Source organism: Flavobacterium sp. HJJ (assembly GCF_015351475.1).
Classification (GTDB): domain Bacteria; phylum Bacteroidota; class Bacteroidia; order Flavobacteriales; family Flavobacteriaceae; genus Flavobacterium; species Flavobacterium marginilacus.
On the sequence record NZ_JADKPR010000021.1, the window covers coordinates 58,416 to 79,692 of the forward strand.

At 37.0% G+C, this 21,277-nt stretch carries 16 protein-coding genes; 6 read left to right on the plus strand and 10 right to left on the minus strand.

Features of this window, described 5'->3' with window-relative positions; genetic code table 11:
• Nucleotides 1–19 precede the first annotated feature (19 nt).
• The 4 genes from IRZ80_RS15920 (at nucleotide 20) to IRZ80_RS15930 (ending at nucleotide 4,926) form a co-directional block, all read left to right on the plus strand.
• Complete coding sequence (locus tag IRZ80_RS15920) at nucleotides 20–1,159, plus strand: SusE domain-containing protein (protein WP_194642565.1); 1,140 nt, start codon at nucleotides 20–22, stop codon at nucleotides 1,157–1,159.
• 91 nt (nucleotides 1,160–1,250) lie between these two features.
• Complete coding sequence (locus tag IRZ80_RS15925; RefSeq protein WP_194642566.1) at nucleotides 1,251–2,348, plus strand: arabinogalactan endo-beta-1,4-galactanase; 1,098 nt, start codon at nucleotides 1,251–1,253, stop codon at nucleotides 2,346–2,348.
• A 6-nt stretch (nucleotides 2,349–2,354) separates the two neighbouring features.
• Nucleotides 2,355–2,480, plus strand: a complete 126-nt coding sequence (locus tag IRZ80_RS21160) for a hypothetical protein (protein WP_255549694.1) — start codon at nucleotides 2,355–2,357, stop codon at nucleotides 2,478–2,480.
• A gap of 19 nt (nucleotides 2,481–2,499) precedes the next feature.
• The gene (locus IRZ80_RS15930) at nucleotides 2,500–4,926 is read left to right on the plus strand and encodes a DUF4982 domain-containing protein (protein WP_194642567.1); all 2,427 of its coding nucleotides are present in this window, start codon (nucleotides 2,500–2,502) and stop codon (nucleotides 4,924–4,926) included.
• 76 nt (nucleotides 4,927–5,002) lie between these two features.
• On the opposite strand, the gene bglX is transcribed toward IRZ80_RS15930, so the two are convergent.
• From bglX to IRZ80_RS15950, 4 genes are all read right to left on the minus strand, one after another.
• Complete coding sequence (gene bglX, locus IRZ80_RS15935; protein WP_194642568.1) at nucleotides 5,003–7,291, minus strand: beta-glucosidase BglX; 2,289 nt, start codon at nucleotides 7,289–7,291, stop codon at nucleotides 5,003–5,005.
• A 249-nt stretch (nucleotides 7,292–7,540) separates the two neighbouring features.
• Nucleotides 7,541–8,920 carry a sialate O-acetylesterase gene (locus IRZ80_RS15940; RefSeq protein ID WP_194642569.1) on the minus strand — a complete coding sequence of 460 codons (1,380 nt, stop codon included), beginning with the start codon at nucleotides 8,918–8,920 and terminating at the stop codon, nucleotides 7,541–7,543.
• On the minus strand, nucleotides 8,910–10,007 hold the full coding sequence (locus IRZ80_RS15945) for an SGNH/GDSL hydrolase family protein (RefSeq protein WP_194642570.1): 1,098 nt from the start codon (nucleotides 10,005–10,007) through the stop codon (nucleotides 8,910–8,912). The genes IRZ80_RS15940 and IRZ80_RS15945 overlap by 11 nt, the downstream gene beginning before the upstream one ends.
• Before the next feature lie 167 nt (nucleotides 10,008–10,174).
• On the minus strand, nucleotides 10,175–10,603 hold the full coding sequence (locus IRZ80_RS15950) for a DUF1573 domain-containing protein (RefSeq protein WP_194642571.1): 429 nt from the start codon (nucleotides 10,601–10,603) through the stop codon (nucleotides 10,175–10,177).
• Nucleotides 10,604–10,745: 142 nt separating this feature from the next.
• Between IRZ80_RS15950 and IRZ80_RS15955 the strand changes: the two genes are divergently transcribed.
• The gene (locus IRZ80_RS15955) at nucleotides 10,746–12,008 is read left to right on the plus strand and encodes a sensor histidine kinase (RefSeq protein ID WP_194642572.1); all 1,263 of its coding nucleotides are present in this window, start codon (nucleotides 10,746–10,748) and stop codon (nucleotides 12,006–12,008) included.
• On the plus strand, nucleotides 12,005–12,691 hold the full coding sequence (locus tag IRZ80_RS15960) for a response regulator transcription factor (RefSeq protein WP_194642573.1): 687 nt from the start codon (nucleotides 12,005–12,007) through the stop codon (nucleotides 12,689–12,691). The genes IRZ80_RS15955 and IRZ80_RS15960 overlap by 4 nt, the downstream gene beginning before the upstream one ends.
• A 38-nt stretch (nucleotides 12,692–12,729) precedes the next feature.
• On the opposite strand, the gene IRZ80_RS15965 is transcribed toward IRZ80_RS15960, so the two are convergent.
• The 6 genes from IRZ80_RS15965 to IRZ80_RS15990 form a co-directional block, all read right to left on the minus strand.
• Entirely contained in the window at nucleotides 12,730–13,407 is a 678-nt protein-coding gene (locus IRZ80_RS15965; protein WP_194642574.1) for a hypothetical protein, read from the minus strand.
• A gap of 139 nt (nucleotides 13,408–13,546) precedes the next feature.
• Nucleotides 13,547–15,088, minus strand: coding sequence for an acyl-CoA carboxylase subunit beta (locus IRZ80_RS15970; RefSeq protein ID WP_194642593.1), 1,542 nt, complete (start codon nucleotides 15,086–15,088; stop codon nucleotides 13,547–13,549).
• Nucleotides 15,089–15,227: 139 nt separating this feature from the next.
• A complete protein-coding gene (gene accC, locus IRZ80_RS15975; protein ID WP_194642575.1) occupies nucleotides 15,228–16,667 on the minus strand; it encodes an acetyl-CoA carboxylase biotin carboxylase subunit in 1,440 nt (479 codons plus the stop codon).
• Between the two features lie 90 nt (nucleotides 16,668–16,757).
• On the minus strand, nucleotides 16,758–17,243 hold the full coding sequence (locus IRZ80_RS15980; protein WP_194642576.1) for an acetyl-CoA carboxylase biotin carboxyl carrier protein subunit: 486 nt from the start codon (nucleotides 17,241–17,243) through the stop codon (nucleotides 16,758–16,760).
• 310 nt (nucleotides 17,244–17,553) lie between these two features.
• Nucleotides 17,554–18,342 (minus strand): THC0290_0291 family protein, encoded by a 789-nt coding sequence (locus IRZ80_RS15985; RefSeq protein WP_194642577.1) that lies wholly within the window; start codon nucleotides 18,340–18,342, stop codon nucleotides 17,554–17,556.
• 623 nt (nucleotides 18,343–18,965) lie between these two features.
• Nucleotides 18,966–21,161: a B12-binding domain-containing radical SAM protein gene (locus IRZ80_RS15990; protein WP_194642578.1), complete on the minus strand. Its 2,196-nt coding sequence runs from the start codon at nucleotides 21,159–21,161 to the stop codon at nucleotides 18,966–18,968.
• Nucleotides 21,162–21,277 lie beyond the last annotated feature (116 nt).

Below are 21,277 nucleotides of genomic sequence, written 5' to 3' on the forward strand. Positions count from 1 at the left end.
AATCAAAAATATAGATACAATGAAAAAACTAATCTTACTGTTTATAGCACTTACAAGTTTAAATGCTTGTTCTGATGATAATTCACCCATTTTTACTGCAAAACCAGATGCTGATGGTATAGCATTTACCAATACTTTTGCTGCCAATTATTTAATATCACAGGCTACAAAAGACAACGTAGCCGATCGATTTATGTGGGAATCTGCAGACTTTGGTGTACCTACGAATATTACATATGAACTGCAGGGTGCTACTAAAGCTGATTTTACAGGCTTTAAAGTTGTGGGTACTACCAGCGAAAAGAATTTAGCAGTTACTGTTGCTAAATTATTGGATTTTGCCAAAGATTTAGGACTTGATGATAATCCGGCAACAACTAATGCAGATGGTACTCCAAACAATACCGGACAGGTATACTTCAGATTAAGAGCAACAGCAGGTACAGCTGGAGCTAATGAAACATTATCCGAAATAAAAGTTATTACTATTAAATGGATTGAAACTGTGGCTGCAGGAAACAGCTGCCCTTCACTTTATGCTGTTGGGGAAGCTTTAGCAGATATTGGCTGGAATTTTAAACCGGCCGGAGAAATGAAATGTACTAACAATGTTGTACAGATAAAAGCAAAATTAACGAATGGAAACTTTAGATTTTTCCAAGAATCAGGAAACTGGTCATCAGCTTTGGGGTATTCCTATTATAAAGGTGAAGGTTATACTATCGATGCAAGTTTAGAAAATTCTTTAGACAATGACAGCAACTTTAAATTCGTTGGAACTCCTGGAATTTACACTATCACGATAGATAATACTAAAAAGACAATTGTATTAACAGCTTCCAGCTCGCTTTGGGCAGTAGGAGGAGCAGTACCGGGCGGATGGAACTTTGACGCAGCTAAAACCATCCAATTTACTGAAGCTACTCCAGATATTTGGTCAGCATCTATTACATTATCAAATGATGTTTTCCGATTCTTCCACGTGTTTGGCACTTGGGATACCAAAAATAATTTTGCTTCTTACTCAGATGCGGGTTACAAAATCAACGCAAATTTAGTAAGCGACGGAAGTGGAGATGCTAATTTTAAATTTGTTGGAACACCTGGTACCTATAAATTAACAATTAACGCTGCTGCTAAAACAATTACCCTAGAGTAAACTTAATAATATTATGAAATGAGCATAACAGCAGGCTGTTTAAAAACACCAATTGCGGTTATGCTCATTACATAAAAACAGTAAACAACACATGAAAAGAATCATAACCTTATTATCACTTTCTGCTATATTAAGTATTCAATTTGCTTGCTCAAGCAGCGATTCTCCAGAAACTCCCGTTGTAGATCCACCAGCTGTAACTGACGATTTTATTAGAGCAGCTGATATTTCTTCCCTTCCTCAAATTGAAGCTGCAGGAACTGTTTTTACCAATAATGGAAAAGCTGAAAATATGCTTACAACTTTAAAAAATGCAGGCTGTAATACTATCCGAATCCGTTTATGGAAAAATCCAGCTGGAGGTTATTCAGGATTAACCGAAGTAAAAGCTTTGGCAGCTCGTGTGAAACAAGCAGGTTTAAAAGTTTGGATTACGGTTCATTACTCAGATTCCTGGGCGGATCCGGGAACACAAACTATTCCGGCAGAATGGAAAAACTTGTCTTTTGCAGATTTGAAAACAGCAGTAGCTAACTACACATCGACAATAATCACAGAAATTAATCCTGATATTATTCAAATTGGGAATGAAATTAACATTGGATTATTATGGCCACAAGGACATTTGATTAATAATGAAGCCCAATGTATTGATTTGTTAAAAACCGCTAGTGCAGCTGTTCGCAGTAAAGCACCAAAAACTAAAATCATGATTCATTATGCAGGAGTAAAAGCTTCTGACACGGATTGGTTTTTTAATAAAGTAAAATCCGTTGACTATGATTATATAGGACTTTCTTATTATCCTGTTTGGCATGGTACAGATTTGGCAGTTGTAAAAAGTACTATTAATAATCTAGGAACTAAGTTCAATAAAAAAGTACTTATAGCCGAAACAGCTTATCCTTTTACATTAGAATATAATGACTGGACAAATAATATTGTGGGCCTGGCCAATCAATTAGTTCCTGGTTATCCAGCAACTCCTGAGGGGCAAAAAAGTTTTATATTAGCCATTAAAGATATTGTAAAAACTTCTAATTCTGGTATAGGATTCGCTTACTGGGGAGGAGAATGGGTTTCGTTCAAAGGAAACCAAGCAACCGATGGTTCAACATTTGAAAATCAGGCATTATATGATTTTACAAATAAAGCATTACCTGTTTTTCAGGTTTTCAGCTTAAATTAAAAGAGTATGAAGAAGTTTATGGCTTCAGTAATAATTCTGGCTGATTACCACAAATGGAAGTCACAGAAAATCAATTTTATGATGCCGATGGGAGTAAAAAATTTACCTGCTCTTTTTCCATCATACTATTAAATAATTAGACAGACTGATAATGAATAAATTGATAAATATTCTAATTGTATTTTTAACAATTACACAAATTTCCTTTTCTCAGGTACGTACCGTAAGAGAATTGGACAACAATTGGAAATTTCAAAAAGGAGATTTCGAAAATGCTTTTCAAAACAATTTTAATGATTCAAAATGGCAGACAGTAACGGTCCCGCATGATTGGGCAATTTACGGTCCTTTTGATAAAGAAATAGACAAACAGAGCGTTGCAATTGTTCAAAACGGAGAAAAAACAGCTTCTGAAAAAACAGGAAGAACCGGTGCTTTACCTCATGTAGGATCTGCTTGGTATCGAAATAAATTTACAATCTCAGCTGCAGAAAAAAGTAAAAAAGTGATTTTGCTTTTCGAAGGTGCCATGAGTGAACCGCAGATTTACCTAAACGGAAAAAAAGTAGGCGAATGGGCGTATGGTTACAGCTATTTTTATTTTGACATAACTGATTTTATCACGGCTGGCGAGAATATTTTGGCAGTAAAGCTAACCAATAAAGAATTTGCTTCACGCTGGTATCCAGGAGCAGGTCTGTACAGAAAAGTAAGCCTTATTATAAAAAACAAGGAAAGCATCGACCAGTGGGGAACTTCTGTCACGACACCGTTTATCAGTAAAGAAGAAGCCAAAGTAAATATAAAAACTAAGGCTTCTGGGGATAATGGCTATCTGGTTACCACTATTTTTGATGCCAATGGTCAAAAAGTAAGTTCAGATAAAGCTGTGACTCCTTTTGGAACTGAATTTGACCAAAACATCAAGGTCGAAAATCCGAAGCTATGGAGTCCGGAAACACCTTATCTATACAAAGCCGTTTCGCAATGGTTTGTAGACGGTGAATTGAAAGATGAAGTTACAACCCGTTTCGGAATCCGTGACATAAAATATGAGCCTAATAAAGGATTTAGCCTAAACGGCGAGATCAGAAAGTTTAAAGGCGTTTGTCTGCACCATGATTTAGGACCTTTAGGAACAGCAGTAAACGTGGCTGCTCTGCGCCGCCAGTTAACGATACTGAAAGATATGGGCTGTAATGCAATCCGCAGTTCTCATAATATGCCTTCATTGGAACAATTAGAATTATGTGATGAAATGGGCTTTATGTTTTTAGCTGAAAGTTTTGACGAATGGGCAAAGCCAAAAGTTGAGAATGGCTACAACCGCTTTTTTGAACATTATGCTGAAAAAGATATTGTCAATTTAGTTCATGCTACAAGAAATCATCCATCTATTGTAATGTGGAGTTCTGGAAATGAAGTTCCCGATCAATGGGGAGACGAAGGAGTAAAACGTGCCAAATGGCTGCAGGACATTTTCCACCGTGAAGATCCTACAAGACCCGTGACTGTTGGTATGGATCAGGTAAAAGCAACTATGGAATCAGGTTTTGGAGCGTTGCTGGATATACCAGGACTAAATTACCGCGTTCATTTATATGAAGAAGCATTTAAAAAATTTCCGCAGGGATTTATTTTAGGTTCTGAAACAGCATCTACTGTTAGTTCAAGAGGAATTTATAAATTTCCTGTAGTGCAGGCCAAAGACAAACAATATCCAGATTTTCAATGTTCGTCTTATGATTTAGAAGCCTGCAGCTGGTCCAATGTTCCTGATGAAGATTTTGTTTTGCAGGACGACAAACCTTGGGTTATTGGTGAATTTGTCTGGACAGGTTTTGATTATTTGGGAGAACCAACTCCTTATGATGAAAAATGGCCTTCCCGCAGTTCCTATTTTGGAATCAACGATTTAGCAGGATTACCAAAGGACAGATTTTATTTGTACAAAAGCCGCTGGAACAAAAGCGAGAAAACCTTACACATTTTACCGCATTGGAACTGGGAAGGACGCGAAGGCCAGATAACACCTGTATTTGTATACACCAATTATGACAGTGCAGAGCTTTTTGTAAACGGAAAAAGTATGGGTATTCAAAAAAAGAACAATACAACTCCGCAAAACAGATACCGTTTAATGTGGATGGATGTTAAGTACGAACCTGGAACTGTAAAAGTTGTTGCTTTTGATAAAGATGGAAAAGCAGCCGCAGAAGAAGAAATTCATACTGCCGGAAAAGCCTACAAAATAGTACTTGATCCTGACAGAAAAACAATCAAAGCTGACGGAAAGGATTTATCGTATGTTACCGTTTCAATAGTGGACGAAAAAGGAATTCCATGTCCAACAGCAACGAATCAATTGCAATTTAAGGTAAAAGGAAAAGGAACTTACAGAGCCGCATGCAATGGAGATGCAACTTCGTTAGAATTATTTCATCTGCCTACAATGAAAACCTTTAGCGGAAAGGCGGTAGTACTTGTCCAGTCGCTGAAAGAAGCTGGAAACATAGAACTTACAGTTAGCAACAAAGGTTTAAAAACCGCTACAGTAACTCTTAATTCTTCGAACTAAAAATAGCATTAAATTCAAAATCCCTCTTTCCAGAAACTGAAAAGAGGGATTTTTGTTTTGTCTTAATCTGTATTTCTTACTTCAATTCAAAACCGCTTTCTAATCCTTTGTCAGAGCTTCCTCCAACCATGATTTTGAAAGTTCCCGGTTCAACTAAATAGTTCCCGTCATTGTCATAAAACCCAAGTGCTGCATCTGTTAAAGTGAAAGATACTGTTTTGGTCTCCCCTTTTTTCAAACTAACCAATTCAAAACCTTTCAGTTCTTTTATCGGGCGGATAATGCTTGCATAATCATCATGAATATACAGCTGCACAACTTCTTTTCCGTCATAATTTCCTGAATTAGTAACCTCAACAGAAACCTGAACAGGCTCTCCTTTTGCGAAAGCAGTCTTATTTAATTTCAGATTTTTATAATCGAATGTTGTATAACTCAAACCAAAACCAAACGGAAATTGAGGTGTTTTTTCGACATCGGTATAATGTGACCAAAACACATTTTTGTCTGTATTTGCTGGTCTTCCTGTACTGTATTTATTATAGTAAATTGGAACCTGTCCCACGTTTCTTGGGAACGACATTGGCAGTTTGCCGCTTGGATTATAATCTCCGTATAGAACCTGAGCAACAGCATTTCCTGTCTGAGTTCCCAGATGCCAAGCCTCAACAATAGCAGGAACATGTTCTGCAGCCCACGGAATACTCAACGGACGCCCATTATTTAAAACCAAAACAATATTTGGATTTACTTTATAAATTTCTTCGAGCAGTTCCTGCTGTAAACCAGGCAGATTAAGATCGGTTCTGCTGCGTCCTTCTCCACTCTGGAAACCATGCTCTCCCAAAACCATTACAACTACATCTGCTTCTTTAGCTGCTTTTTTAGCTGCATCAAAACCGCTTTTATCCGTAGTATTGAAAACAACCTCATCTAAAAAGGAAGTTTTCCCAACAGTTAAATCTGCTCCTTTTTCAAAAGTCAGTTTATTGTCTTTATACTGCTGCATTCCTTCTAAAACTGATACTGCAGTATTATCATCCGATGCAATTCTCCAGCTTCCCAAAGGACTGTTTTTATCATTTGCCAAAGCACCAATCAAAGCAATTTTCTGTCCTGATTTTTTCAAAGGCAGCAAATTTTTATCATTCTTAAGCAACACAATAGACTTTTTGGCCATATCCAAAACGCCTTCAACATGAGCCTTGTTTCCAATGGATTCTTTTTCGCGTTTTTCGTCACAATATCTGTACGGATCATCAAATAATCCCAATTCAAATTTCACACGTAAAATTCTGCGGACAGCATCATCAACCAATGCTTCCTTAACTTTTCCTTCCTTAACCAAACCGACAAGTTTTGCTACATATAAATACGATTCCATATCCATATCCGATCCTGCAACAACTCCTTTCAAAGTGGCATCTTCCTCATCTTTGGCATAACCATGCGCAATCATCTCACGGATAGAAGCATAATCTGAAATTACAAAACCATCAAACTTCCACTTTCCTTTCAGAATATCTCTTTGCAAAAACACATTTCCTGTAGCCGGAATTCCATTCAGTGTATTAAAGGAATTCATAAACGTACGGACACCTGCATCAACAGTCGCCTTAAACGGCGGCAAAACCGAATTGTACAATTTAGAATTACTGATATCCACAATATTATATTCCAATCCTGCCTCAACATAACCGTAGGCAGCAAAATGTTTCGCACAAGCGGCAATTGTATTTACTTTTGCCAAATCGGCGATTGTTTCACCTTGAAAACCTTTTACTCTCGCAGCTGCAATTTTACTTCCCAAATACGGATCCTCGCCTGCCCCTTCCATCACACGCCCCCATCGGGCATCATTGGCAACATCTACATTAGGGCCAAAAGTCCAGTTAATTCCAGATGCCGAAGCCTCATCTGCCGCAATAACCGCCGATTTTTTAATCGCTTCCAAATCCCAGCTCGCCGACTCTGCCAGCGGAATAGGACTCAACGTTTTATACCCGTGAATCACATCAAAACCAATGATCAGCGGAATCCCCAATCGGGTTTCTTCGACAGCAATTTTCTGAACAGCACGAACATTTTTTACTCCGCGAACCGTCAGCATCGATCCAACTAATCCTTTGCGCAGATGCTCATATTTCAGCTCGGCAGTCCCGCCTTTTGGTGCTGGTCCTGTTACTTCCCAAAATCCATTATACTGATTCATCTGCCCCGCTTTCTCTTCCAGTGTCATTTGCTTCAGCAGCAGATCAACACGTTCTTCAACAGGTTTAGTTTTATCCAAATGAGGTAATTTTTGTGCATTCATAGTTCCAATTGTAATCAGGGTAAAAATCCCTGCAGTAATTTTTTTTTTCATTTTAAGAGTTAAGGATTATTTTTTGCAACATCATATTTAAAAAAGACCAGCTGTTCTGCCTTAATTATCTGGGCGTGACCACGCAGCTTCACGGATTTCAAGACATTTTTTTCTTACCCAATTAAAATGAGGATTAAAAAAATATCATAAAAAAACAGGGAGCAATTTACTTTTCTAATTCTCTTTTGACTAAAACAGATGTTGCAAAAACTAAAACAAATGGGGCTTTTATACGTCCATAATTTGAAATTATTCCGTTATAAAAGACGAAGCAGGCAAATTGGCCTTATTAAAAAGTGCTGCCTGATCGGTATTTTTCCAAGCATAACGAGCTTTCACCGGTTTTTTTACCTGATCAGAATGCAGTACTACAGCATTATTTTTTATAACTGCATTTGCCTTATAAAACACATTATCAGCTCCTGCAACTTCAAACATATCGGCTTTTTTATCTTTAAAATATAATCCATCGGTATAATCAAAAGTGACCGTCACTTTATTTTTATCAATTGTGATTCCTTTATAAAGCGGTCCGTTTACTAATGCTGTGTTCGTTTTATAAGTATTCGCCAAAGCCAGATTCGCCAAACGGATTCCAACTGATTTTTTATCTTTTGGATGGATATCATCAGTAGGTGAAATATCACTGGTTACAGCCATTCCTGTATTTGGAACTTCCTGTAAAACTTTTCGCTGTGAATTGCGGACAATCGTTCCGCTGAAATGATTTTCTCCATATTTATAAGGCGCAATCTGAACATAGTAAAATGGGAAATCATAATTCCATAGTTTTCTCCAAGACGTGATTAAAGCAGAAAGCGTTTTATCATAAACCTCAGATCCCACATTGCTTTCTCCCTGATACCACAATGCTCCAGCGATTTTAAATTTTGTCAATGGATAAATCATTGCATTAAAAGCACGTCCGGGCTGGTTTGGACCATAACTTTCTTCTTTGCGTGTCTTAGCAGATTCTAATAAAACAGCATCATTCTGAATAACCTCTTCCGGCATCCAGATTTCTGCTGGCGTTCCTCCCCAGTTCGATGAAATTAAACCAATTGGTACGTTCTTCAATTCTTCCTGCAGTCGTTTTCCAAAAAAATAGGCTACCGCGCTAAAATATTTCATAGTCTCAGGTGAGCATTCAGTCCAGTTTCCTGATATATTATTCTGTGGAGAGGTGGCAGTTAATTTTGGAACCAAAAAAAATCGGATATTTGGATTTGCAGCATTTTTTACAGCTTCATCGCCATTCTCGATTCCCCAGCTGGCATTCATTTCCATATTAGATTGTCCGGAACAAATCCAGACTTCACCAATCAGAATGTTTTTCAGAACGATTTCGTTATATCCTTTTATCGTAATAGTATAAGGTCCTCCTTCTTTTGGAGTCGGAATTAGAATCTCCCATTTTGCCTGATTGCTGGCTTTTATTTTATAGCTTTCATTGTTCCAGCTTGGCGTAATCACAACTTCTTCCTGCGGATTAGCAAATCCCCAAAACAGCACTTCGCTATTGCGCTGCAAAACCATATTATCCGAAAAAATATTCGGAAGCGTAACATTTGCGGAAGCGGTATTTGAAAGTATCAGGAAAAGGACAAAGACAATAAGCTTATTTTTCATTTAGCAGTTTTTTAAAATAAGGAATCAATTGGTCAGCCATTACTTTATCATCAGTAATATCTGGATGATAGCCACAGCCTTTTGGAGACATTGGCTGAAATTCGAATAATGTAATTGGCTTGTGTGCTTTATCATTTTCAAAAGCCTGAATTACTTTTTTCAGACATTTTACCAAAGTCACATTTTTATCACCCGAAACCATCGGACTTGTCAACAATACAATTCGGGTATTAGGAGCATGTTTGTAAACCGTTTTAATAAATTCGATATAATTGGAAACATATTTTTCTTCATTAAACGGCAGTCTTGCTTTTTTTCCGTCTCCATCAGAAAGGTCATTAGTCCCTAAACAAATACTAACCAAATCAGGCTGAAAAGCAAAATTATAGGGCTTCGAACTGTCTTTATTCAGGTATAAATTTTCGTAAACATCTGGGATATTTGGTTCATTCTCATGCTCGTCATTCCAGTTGCGGTACATCCCGTAACCCGAAACAGAACTCAATACAAAATCGATATTCAAAGCTCTGGAAAGCACCGGACCATAAGCCCAATACGCATTGTGCTGATCGTACCAGTCACCGCTCCCGCAGGGAATTGCCGAAGCATCGTTTCCAAAACCGCATGTAATGGAATCTCCAATCAGTTCAATTTTTTTCTTCTTTTTGGATGCTGTGCTTTTTACTAATTTAGCTGTTGTCCCTGCAAATAAAACCCCTCCGTTCGCTGCTTCGGTAGCTTTGTAAATCGAAAGATGGTGCGTTTTTTTACCATTAGAAACTTTAACAGGATAGCTTTTTATTTCCCCTTTCTCAATTCGAACTCTCCCGATATAGTTTCCGTCAAGTTCTATCGAAACATAGTTTTGATGATCCACCATGCTCTGCAGAGAAACTGAACAGGAATCTCCGATAAAATCAAAAGAAACAGCAGCTGCAGCACCTATCAGCACCGCTTTATTGTCTGCTAATTTTTCGATTCTTCCGCTATACTCAAAATATAACTGATTTTCAGCGTTTTTTTGCGCAATAGAAATTGACGAACCGCAGACCAATAAAAATAAAAGGTATATTTTTTTATAATTCATAATCTTTTAGGACTTTCTTTGTAATATAGGCAACAAATATAAAGCGATTGCTATTCAAGAACAGATACTATTTTTTCAAATTATAATCAAAAATCTACATGCCGCTTATTTGTAAACAAAAAAACCACCCTGATTAGGTGGTTTCACATACATAATTGTTTTTTAGATTAACTTTTTACCCCAGCTGATGCTGTAACAACAGTTCCTTTTATAGTCAAAACTTTAGGTGCCGTTTCAACATTAGTTGTTACTGATACCGTTTTGGTAAATGTCCCTGGATTAACAGCATTATACGTAGCTGTAACTGTTCCTGATTTTCCTGGAGCAACCGGCGTTTTAATATAATCTGTTGCTGTACAGCCGCAGGAACCTTGAACATTTGTAATTATAACAGCTGTTTTTCCTGTGTTTTTAAATTCAAAAACAATAGGTTTTGGTGTGTTCTGTGGAATTGTCCCCACATCAATAGTCTCGCTTTTCCATACAATTGAAGAAGCTGTGATTGTTTTTGAAATTAATACTTTTACCGGAGCGACAGCCGAAAAAGACATTAAGCTTAACGTTAATGCCAGCATTGAAATTTTGATCATTTTCATATTTTTATAATTTTATTGGTTACTGTTTTGAATAGCCCAAAAATAAATTAGAAAAACAGGCTGCTTTGTTAAGCGGTTTCAAATGTTTGTTAATGACTTGTTAATGCAGAAAACACAGCCGAATTTTGATTAATATTACATCATGAAACTGACTAAACTCAATGGCAGCATCCTGATTGGCTTAATTGCAATTATAGGAATCCTGATAGCCCAGCTGCTTTGGACAAGGGAAGCCTTTAATAGTGAAGATAAAAAGTTCAGTCAGAAAGCACATATTGCCTTACTGGAAGCTGCCAAAAAATTGTACCGCGGGACTAATCTGGAGCTTCCCGGCAAAAACCCTGTGCAAAAAATTTCTAACGATTATTATATTGTAAATGTTGATAACGATTTTGAACCGGAGATTTTAGAATTTTATCTCATTTCCGAATTCAGAAAAATGAATATCACCACGGATTTTGAATATGCGATGTACAACTGTCAAAGCGAGGAAATGGTGTATGGAAACTACATTTCACTATCTGAAAAAAAGCAGACCAAACATTCTGTACATTTCCCCAAACATAAAAATTTTGTTTATTATTTTGCTGTCCGATTTCCCAACCAAACCGGTTATCTCTTCAGTTCACTGCGTTTCTGGTTTGTACTTTCGATTGCATTAATCATTATTTTATTGGTCTATGTGTATTCTATTTTTACGCTTTTACAGCAAAAAAAATACTCTGATCTGCAGCGTGATTTCATTAATAATATGACACACGAATTCAAAACTCCATTATCTTCCATACTGATTGCATCTAATTATCTCTACAAACAGGATCCAATCAGGCAGGATGAAAAACTGGAAAAATACACTCATATTATTATTGATCAAAGCAACAAACTAAATCAGCATATTGAGAAGATTCTAAGCATTGCAAAATCTGATAACAGTCCATTAATTTTAAACAAAAAAACTCTGGATGCTCTGCCAATTTTAGAATCAGTAATTGAAAACATACAACTGAAACATCCCGAATCTCAAATAAAAATTAAAACCGATTTAGAAGCTGCCAGCATCGAAGCTGATGAATTTCATTTTACCAATCTGGCTTACAATCTGCTGGATAACGCCATAAAATACAGCGATAACAAACCCGAAATCACTATCGCTATTTCAAAATCAGGAAAGAATTTACAGGTCAATTTTATAGATAACGGCATTGGAATTTCGTCCAAAAACATTGTCTTTGTCTTTGATAAATTCTACAGAATTCCAAGCCAAAAAAGTAATGAAGTAACTGGTTTTGGATTAGGTTTGTATTATTCAAAAAAAGTTTGTGATTTACACAATTGGAAAATTTCAGTAAAATGCAATCCCGAAAAAGGCTGTACCTTTTCACTATTAATTCCCAAAACTAAATGAGTACTTATCGAATATTATACACCGAAGACGATGCGACCTTGGCATTCCTGACCAAAGATAATCTGGAACAAAACCATTATGAAGTGACACATTGTGAGGATGGAAAATCTGGTTTGGAAGCTTTTAAAAAAGATTCTTTCGATATCTGCATTTTGGATATAATGATGCCAAAAATGGACGGTTTTGAATTGGCTGCCGAAATCAGAAAACTCAATACTGAAGTTCCTATTATTTTCCTTTCGGCAAAAACCTTAAAAGAAGACCGCATAAAAGGTCTCCGTTTGGGTGCTGATGATTATCTCGTGAAGCCTTTCAGCATTGAAGAATTACTGCTTAAAATTGAAATATTCCTAAGACGTTCCAGTAAGAATACTGCAATTGAAAAATCAATATATGAAATTGGAAAATACCAATTTGACACTAAAAATTTCACCCTTTTCAATGAAACAGAAAAAATATCTCTCACCCAGCGCGAAGCGGATCTCTTAAAACTATTCCTTGACAATAAAAATGTGGTTTTAAAGCGGGAACAGATTCTAACTTCTCTTTGGGGTGACGATGATTATTTTATGGGACGCAGTCTCGATGTTTTTATTTCCCGCCTGCGCAAAATTTTGGTTAACGAAAAAGGAATTGCGATTGAGAATTTACATGGGATTGGGTTTCGGTTTTTTGTGGGATAGCTATTCTCGTTGAAAAAAATCATCTTTTTCTTTAAATCTCACCCGGCATAACTAAAACCTAACAATGGCTTAATAACACTGTTATAGTCAATGAATATCATTTTCTGTATTGAATATCGTTCCATTTTTTCAAATAGCCATATTGAAAATTTATTTTTGCTTTTAAAGTTTGATATTTGTAAGTCGCTGCATGTTTGTATAAAGTATTGAGGTTTACCACTGAAATAGTCGAATTCTCCTATGAATTGATAACATTTGCAAAAATCGCTTATAGCATTTTTAAATTGGTCTAAAAAAATACTGTTTCGGGCAATTTTATGATTTACCAATATTATTGAATCTTCACCTCCTAAATAAATTGAATTTCCAGAAATAAAGAGTTCACCAGCACTTCCATTTATAATTTCCCAACTAGATTTTTTTTTCTTTAAAAATAAACAAAGTTTTTGTCCTTTTACCGCTTTCTCTATTCTAGTATCACAAATCCACTCTTCGAACATTTCTACAGATATCAAATTATATTTTTTCCCTTTTAAAGTTTCCTTGATCTTAAATGTGTATGAATTATTTTGTACCGCATAAATTTCTCCAATAACGATTATTTCTGCACTTCCTGCCACTACTTCTAAGGGGAAATCCATCTTTTTTGCATCAACGTTTAATGATGATAAAATAATAAATAGAACTAAAATTGTTTGTGTTATATTTAATTTCATTAGCTGTAAATCTTTTATTTATCTAATCTTATAAGATTTCATTTATACTAAAATATAAAATATTGGCTCTAAAACAAACTTTAATCAATATTAAAAACTAAAATAGCTTTTCAATTTTGAAATCTATTTTTTTAAAATTTTACAAAGGAATATTCCCATGCTTTCTATCAGGAGTCACACTTACTTTATTTTCCAGCATGGCAAAAGCTTTTATCAGTTTGCGTCTTGTATCTTGTGGCAAAATCACCTCATCCACAAAACCGCGCTGCGCTGCCGTGTACGGATTCGCAAACAAATCGGCATATTCGGCTTCTTTTTCTAGGAGTTTGGCTTCGTGATCTTCGGCATCCTGAATTTCTTTCTTAAAAATAATTTCCGAAGCGCCTTTGGCTCCCATTACAGCAATTTCGGCAGTTGGCCAGGCAAAATTCATGTCGGCACCAATGTGTTTAGAGTTCATCACATCATAAGCACCTCCGTAGGCCTTTCGGGTAATCACGGTAACTCTCGGCACAGTTGCTTCGCTTAAAGCGTAAAGCAGTTTTGCTCCGTGAACAATAATTCCGTTCCACTCTTGATCGGTTCCCGGCAAAAAGCCCGGTACATCGACCAATACAAGCAGCGGAATATTAAACGCATCGCAAAAACGGGTAAAACGCGCTGCTTTTTTCGAACTTTTCACATCCAGACAGCCTGCCAAAAACATCGGCTGATTGGCTACGATTCCAATGCTTCGGCCTCCCAACCGGGCAAACCCGACAATGATATTTTCGGCATAATTTTTATGAATTTCAAAAAATGAATCTTCGTCAATAATCCCTGTAATCACACAGTGCATGTCGTAAGGTTTATTCGGGTTGTCCGGAATAATACTCGTTAATTGTTCACGTATTTCATCTTTGAGTTCATACGGCAGACTGCGGGGTTTTTCTTTGTTATTTTGAGGCAGATAACTCAGCAGTCTTTTGATATCTTCCAGACAAACCACGCCATTCACAGCTGTGCGGTGTGCCACTCCCGACTTGGTAGAATGCGTACTCGCACCTCCCAATTCCTCCGAAGTCACGGATTCGTTGGTCACGGTTTTCACCACATTCGGTCCGGTAACAAACATATAACTGGTTTCTTCGACCATAATCGTAAAATCGGTAATCGCAGGAGAATAAACCGCTCCTCCTGCGCAGGGTCCCATAATGGCAGATATCTGCGGAATCACGCCGCTCGCCTGTACGTTTCTGTAAAAAATATCGGCATAGCCGCCCAGCGAACGAACGCCTTCCTGTATACGCGCGCCTCCCGAATCGTTCAGCCCAATCATTGGAGCACCTACTTTTACGGCCATATCCATAATTTTGCAGATTTTCTCGGCATGGGTTTCGGATAATGAACCTCCAAAAACCGTAAAGTCCTGTGCGAAAACATACACCAATCTTCCGTTAATGGTTCCGTATCCTGTTATAACTCCGTCGCCGTAGTACATTTCGTTTTCCATGCCAAAATCGGTGGTGCGGTGTGTCACCAGCATCCCGATTTCTTCAAAAGAACCTTCATCCATCAAATAATCGATGCGTTCCCTTGCGGTTAGTTTTTTACTGCTGTGCTGTTTTTCAATACGCTTTTTTCCTCCGCCCAAATGAGCCTGAGCAATTTTATCGCTGAGTATTTTTATTTTGTCCTGCATATCTTTTTTCAACCGTAAGTTTTTATTAATTCTTTTCTTTTTGGCTAAAGCCAAATGTTTTTTTCACCATTAAGATATTAAGAAAATTAAGTCTTGCTTTCTTAATGAGACTTATTATCTTAATGGTTCAAATCAATTTTCAATTTGGCAATCGTATTATTTTTTGGTCTTCAAAATACTGTTTCAAGGCAACCAAAGCTGCAATTTCGGCTTCCTGTGCCATTTGATTTTTCAGCAAATCGGCATTGTAATATTCCTTGACAAAATGAGTATCAAATTTTCCTGAACGGAAAGCTTCGTGCTCAAAAACAAATTTCCCGAAAGGCAAAGTTGTCTGCACGCCTTCTACTTTGTAATTTTCAATAGCTTTAATCATCAGCTGTAGTGCTTCTTCCCGCGTATGTCCGTAAGTGATTAATTTGGCGAGCATCGGATCATAATAAATCGGAATATCCATACCCTGCTCAAAACCATTATCTACACGGATCCCTTCGCCAACAGGCAATTGATACACATCAAGATGACCAACACTCGGCAGGAAATCATTCAGCGGATCTTCGGCATAAACACGCAGTTCAAGAGCATGCCCCTTTATTTGTAAATCGTCTTGCTTAATTGGCAATGCTTCTCCCCTTGCGACTCTGATCTGCAGTTCGACCAAATCGGTGCCTGTAATCAGTTCCGTAACGGGATGCTCCACCTGCAGACGGGTATTCATTTCGAGGAAATAGAAATTATTATTTTCATCCAATAAAAATTCAACAGTTCCAGCTCCTATGTAATCACAGGACTTAGCCACCAAAACAGCTGCTTCTCCCATTTTCCTGCGCAGTTCGGGAGTCAAAACTGAAGACGGTGCTTCTTCCACCACTTTTTGATGGCGTCGCTGAATACTGCACTCTCTTTCAAAAAAATATAAAATAGTACCATGACTGTCTGCCATCACCTGAATTTCAATATGCCTTGGAGAGGCCACATATTTTTCAATAAAAACGGAGCCGTCGCCAAACGCTGCAACAGCTTCACTTATGGCCCGGTTCATTTGAGACTCAAAATCGGCTTCGGTTTCTACCACACGCATTCCTTTTCCGCCACCGCCAGCCGAAGCTTTAATCAAGATAGGAAAACCAATTGCTGTGGCTGCCTGCTTTGCTTTTTCGATATCAGTAATTGCTTCGTCTATGCCCGGAACCATTGGAATATTATATTCTTTAACAGCATCTTTTGCTGCCAGTTTACTTCCCATAATTTTTATTGCATGTGATTTTGGACCAATAAAAATTAAGTTGCTTTTTTCGGCTTCTTCTGCAAAATCAGCATTTTCACTTAGAAAACCATATCCGGGATGAATGGCATCAGCGTTCAGAGACTTGGCAGCTTCTATAATTTTGTGTCCCAGCAAATACGATTGGCTTGAAGGCGCTTCACCAATACAAACCGCTTCATCAGCAAATTTTACATGCGGAGAATTCCTGTCGGCAGCCGAATAAACTGCTGCTGTTTTAATACCCATTTTCTGTGCGGTTTTCATCACCCTGATAGCGATTTCACCTCTATTAGCAACTAGTATTTTTTTCATATTTTTTTATAGATAAAAGAGAAAAGACCGCTGTGCTGCTAGAATCAAGATAAAACTCTTATGCCATTTTCTTGCCTCTTGCTTCTCATTTTACTCAAAGTCAATTAATAACTGCCCTTTTTCCACAGCATCTCCAGTCTTTACGAAAATAGATTTAATCACACCGTCACGGGGCGAAAGAAAACTGTTCTCCATTTTCATGGCACTTAGAATAATTAGATTGTCATTTTCTTTTACGGACTGTCCGACAACAGCATTGATTTCCAAAATCAGTCCCGGCATGGGAGCTTTAATCGCATTAACCTGCTTCGCCGATCCAGCCTCAAACCCCATTTCTTTAATCAAAATATCCAGCGGATTTGAAATTACAACAGTATAATTGGTATTATTTACCTTCACTGTAAAGCGTTTGTGATTAAAATCCGATGAGACGATTTCAGCTTTATAAGGCGAATTTTGATGCAGGATATGAAATTTATTTACCCCTGCAGGTATTGAATCGAGCTGAGAAACGCTTTCTTTTTCAAAATCAAAATGGAAAGCATCATTAACGGTTACTTTGTAATTTGAACTCATTCCTATTTATTTTAGTTTAGTAAAAATAGGAAAGAAATCGTTTGAGTTTACAAAAAAACAAATTCACTAAAAAAGTTATAACCTAATATATCAATTAGTTAAAAGGATTATTTGGATTCACAATCTCATTAAATTAGGTTTGAATTCATTCTAAGCAAAGACCCAGAGGCGCAAAGTTCAGAACGGATTTCTTTGCGTGAGCCATATTAAAAAAGATATTGATGAATTTTATACATTATTTAGAACATGCTCATGCATTCAGATTTTGAGTAATCTAATGTATAAAACGGAGGCCGATAATAATAATAAATCAGTCCAGATAAAAAATGTAACCAAAAGTTAACCCGACCTGCCAGTCGTTATATTTGTTTTCGGTAAAAATTTGTTTATTAGGATTTAATCCGTCCACCCAGTCGGAACCAAAATACTGAAGGCGAAATTCAACAAGTAAATCCGATAGGGGAGTTAATTTGTAACGAGAACCTACACCTGACACAATTGACCAAGTACTGCTGCTTTCGGTAGAAAAACCATAAGAATGTCCATCCGAAGGAATTAAATATTTTGGGAAGGTTGCTGCCACAGTTCCCAATTCTCCCATCGATGAAGAAGATTTTACATTGTAGAAATTACATTGAAGCCCTAAACTAAGATAAGGAGAAAAAGAGCCTACTGTATATTCAAAATCGTGGATTCTTCTAAATGGAAAATATTCTAGCTGCGCACCCAGATTTAAAATAGATGATTTCCCTTCCATTGCTCTTAACTGCCGTTTACCAATGCTATTACCATTTTCTGTCCATTTCCCAAAATGATTCAATTCGGTCTGATTAAAAGATAATTCGGAACGTACTTTAAAATGTTCTTTAAAATAAGCACTGCTCATTGAGTTGGATGAAAAATTCAGATAATGTATAAAACCAATTGCAAAACCAGTATTCCGATAAGTAGAAGGATCATCATTTCTTTGTCCGTAATCCGATTTCATAACACTAGGCCCAAAAAAACCGCCTATTTCATGAGCAACTGAAGACTGAGCATAAGATAAATTGAAAAGCCCAAGAAAAGCAATAAAAATACAAGTAATCTTTTTGGACATTCTATGATTAATTTTATGATTTGGGGGACAGTTTTAATCTTTAGCTATAAGTTTTATTTATTTTTACAAAAAACAAATAAATTTCAATTTGCAAAGAGAACAACTTACGAACGCAATAAAAATTAAAATCGTTGAATGCACGTTTTTATAGTTTAAATGCGTTTTTTTTGACTGTGCAGATGTATAATATTACAATACACTGACTTACAGCAACATAAAATTATCCTTTTTTTATCGCTTTCAGAAAACTATAACGTTTTCGTTTTGCCTATTCCAAAGAAGAAAATCGAACTTAAAAACCAAAACCATTGGACTGCAGTATAATAACACAGAAAATAACAAAAGGAATGATTTCATTCAACAAAGAAATTCAAAACAAAATATAGCCTTAATCGAAATCAATATCTTTAAAAATGGCTCAATAATCAAGCACTAATATAAAGAATAAAATTAAGAGCCTGTTTAAGTTTTATTTATTGGCTCTCTTATGATGATTTTTGGTTACAACTTCGTTAAATTTTCATACAATAGCTCTGCTATTTTATAAAAATTTGCCTTGTTTCACTCAAAAATCCTCTAATAATAAATCTCAAAAATAAAATTTAAACAGGCTCTAAGAGAAATTACAAAACTAATAATCCAAACTCCCGTAAAACATTCACTGGTTTGGAGTACCAAAATAGTTCGAAATCTTCCAATTGGATTTCAAAATCGTTTTTTACTTCCTGAAAAGAATAGGTTTTAGCATTCGAAACCGATAGTTTCTGAAGCATTTCGGCAAGCCATTCCCCTTCAGCTTTGCTGGTCTGAATAGTGAAGCTTTGTTTTTTGTCATGAAAAGTCAAAGCCAGCATTTCCCAGCTGTTTCCTTTTTTGGATTTGGTAAATGTTTCAGCAGACGGTTTTCCTCCCAGCCATACGATTTTGGCGGTAGGCTTTATATTAAAATCAGCTTCTTCCTGCAGTGCATCAAAAATAAAGTCGGAGCCAATTTTTGTTTTCGGAATTTTGAAATCGAACCAGTCCTGCAGTTCATAGTCAAAACAGATTCCGTGCATGTAATTAAACAGCGATTTCTTAAGTCCGAAACTGAATTTATCGTGATCGATTCCTGTAGAATCTATAAATTGTATATCGTTGTTGGCAAAAGTTCCAATGTCTTCTGTTTCTTTTACTGCTCCAAACTGCTCTGGAAACATTCCCACCGGACTGTGAGCTGTCATGGCAAACTGATGCCAAAATCCCGACTGCAGCACTCCTGCTTCAAACAACTGGCGCACCATTTCGAGGCTGTCCACCGTTTCCTGAACTGTCTGTGTAGGGTAGCCATACATCAGATAAGCGTGTACCATTATACCGGCTTCGGTAAAATTTCGGGTAACTTTCGCAACCTGCTCCACCGTTACGCCTTTGTCAATTAGTTTTAATAATCGGTCCGAAGCTACTTCGAGTCCGCCTGAAACTGCAATACAGCCCGAAGCTTTTAGCAGCAGACATAAATCGGCCGTAAAACTTTTTTCAAAACGAATATTTGTCCACCAGGTAACCGATAATTTCCGGCGAAGGATTTCAAGAGCCAAAGCACGCATCAAAGCAGGCGGTGCTGCTTCGTCTACAAAATGAAAACCGGTTTCACCTGTCTGTGCAATCATTTCCTCCATTCGGTCACACAATAAACTTGCCGCAACAGGTTCGTACACTTTTATATAATCCAGAGAAATGTCGCAGAAAGTACATTTTCCCCAATAACAGCCATGCGCCATTGTGAGTTTATTCCAGCGTCCGTCACTCCACATTCGATGCATCGGATTAACAATTTCAATAACCGAAATGTATTTGTCCAAAAGCAGATCCGAATAATCGGGAGTTCCCACCTGCGATTGTTTATAATCGTGCTGACTGGAATTATTTTTATAAACTACTTTCCCGTCTTCCAGCAGAAAAGTTCTTTTAACCTCCCTTAACCCCTCCAAAAGAGGGGGATTCGATACCAAATTGCATAACAACTCGATTGGAGTTTCGCCATCATCCAAAGTGATATAATCAAAAAACTCAAAAACTCTTGCGTCAGATAATGAACGCAGTTCGGTATTTGGGAAACCGCCGCCCATCGAAATTTTAATATCTGGATGATGCTTTTTCACCCATTGCGCAGAGCGGAAAGCCGAATATAAATTCCCAGGAAAAGGAACCGAAATTAAAAACAAATTCGGCTGAATATTTTCTATTTTTTCTTTTAAAATTGAAAGCAGAATAGTGTCAATATATGTTGGCTCCTTTTGCAAAGCTTGATACAATTCATCAAAAGAATTAGCGCTTCGGCCTAAACGTTCCGCATATCGGCTGAAGCCAAAATTATCATCAATACATTCTACAATAAAATCGGAAATATCTTCGAGATACAATGTTGCCAAATGTTTAGCCTTGTCCTGTGTCCCCATTGTTCCAAAAGCCCAATCCAATTCTTCCAACTGAGCAAAACGAGATGCTTCGGGCAAGAAATCCTCCTGACAAATTTGAAGTGCCAAAGTTGGATTTTTTCCCTGCAAAAAAGCAATAACCGAATCAATCGTTTTGATGTATTCGTCCTGTAAAGCTAGTATTCGTTTGCAGTTGTCGGTTGTTGGCTGTTGGCTGTTAGCAAACAAATTTTGCAATCCTTCTTTTGAAAATAATTTTAAAATCACATCAATACCCAAATCCGCCTGAACGGATTCAATATTTTTGGTATTCAAAAAACCTTTTATATACGCAGTTGCAGGATACGGAGTATTCAGCTGTGTAAAAGGCGGTGTGATTAGAAAAAGTTTTGGTTTCAAGAGAAAAAATTTTCAGCAAAAATAAGGGATATTTGGAGACTTTTCAGGAAAAGATTTTAGGAGTGTTTTTTATGCTTTAGAAACGGAATTTTAGTTTTTTTTATAAACATTTAATT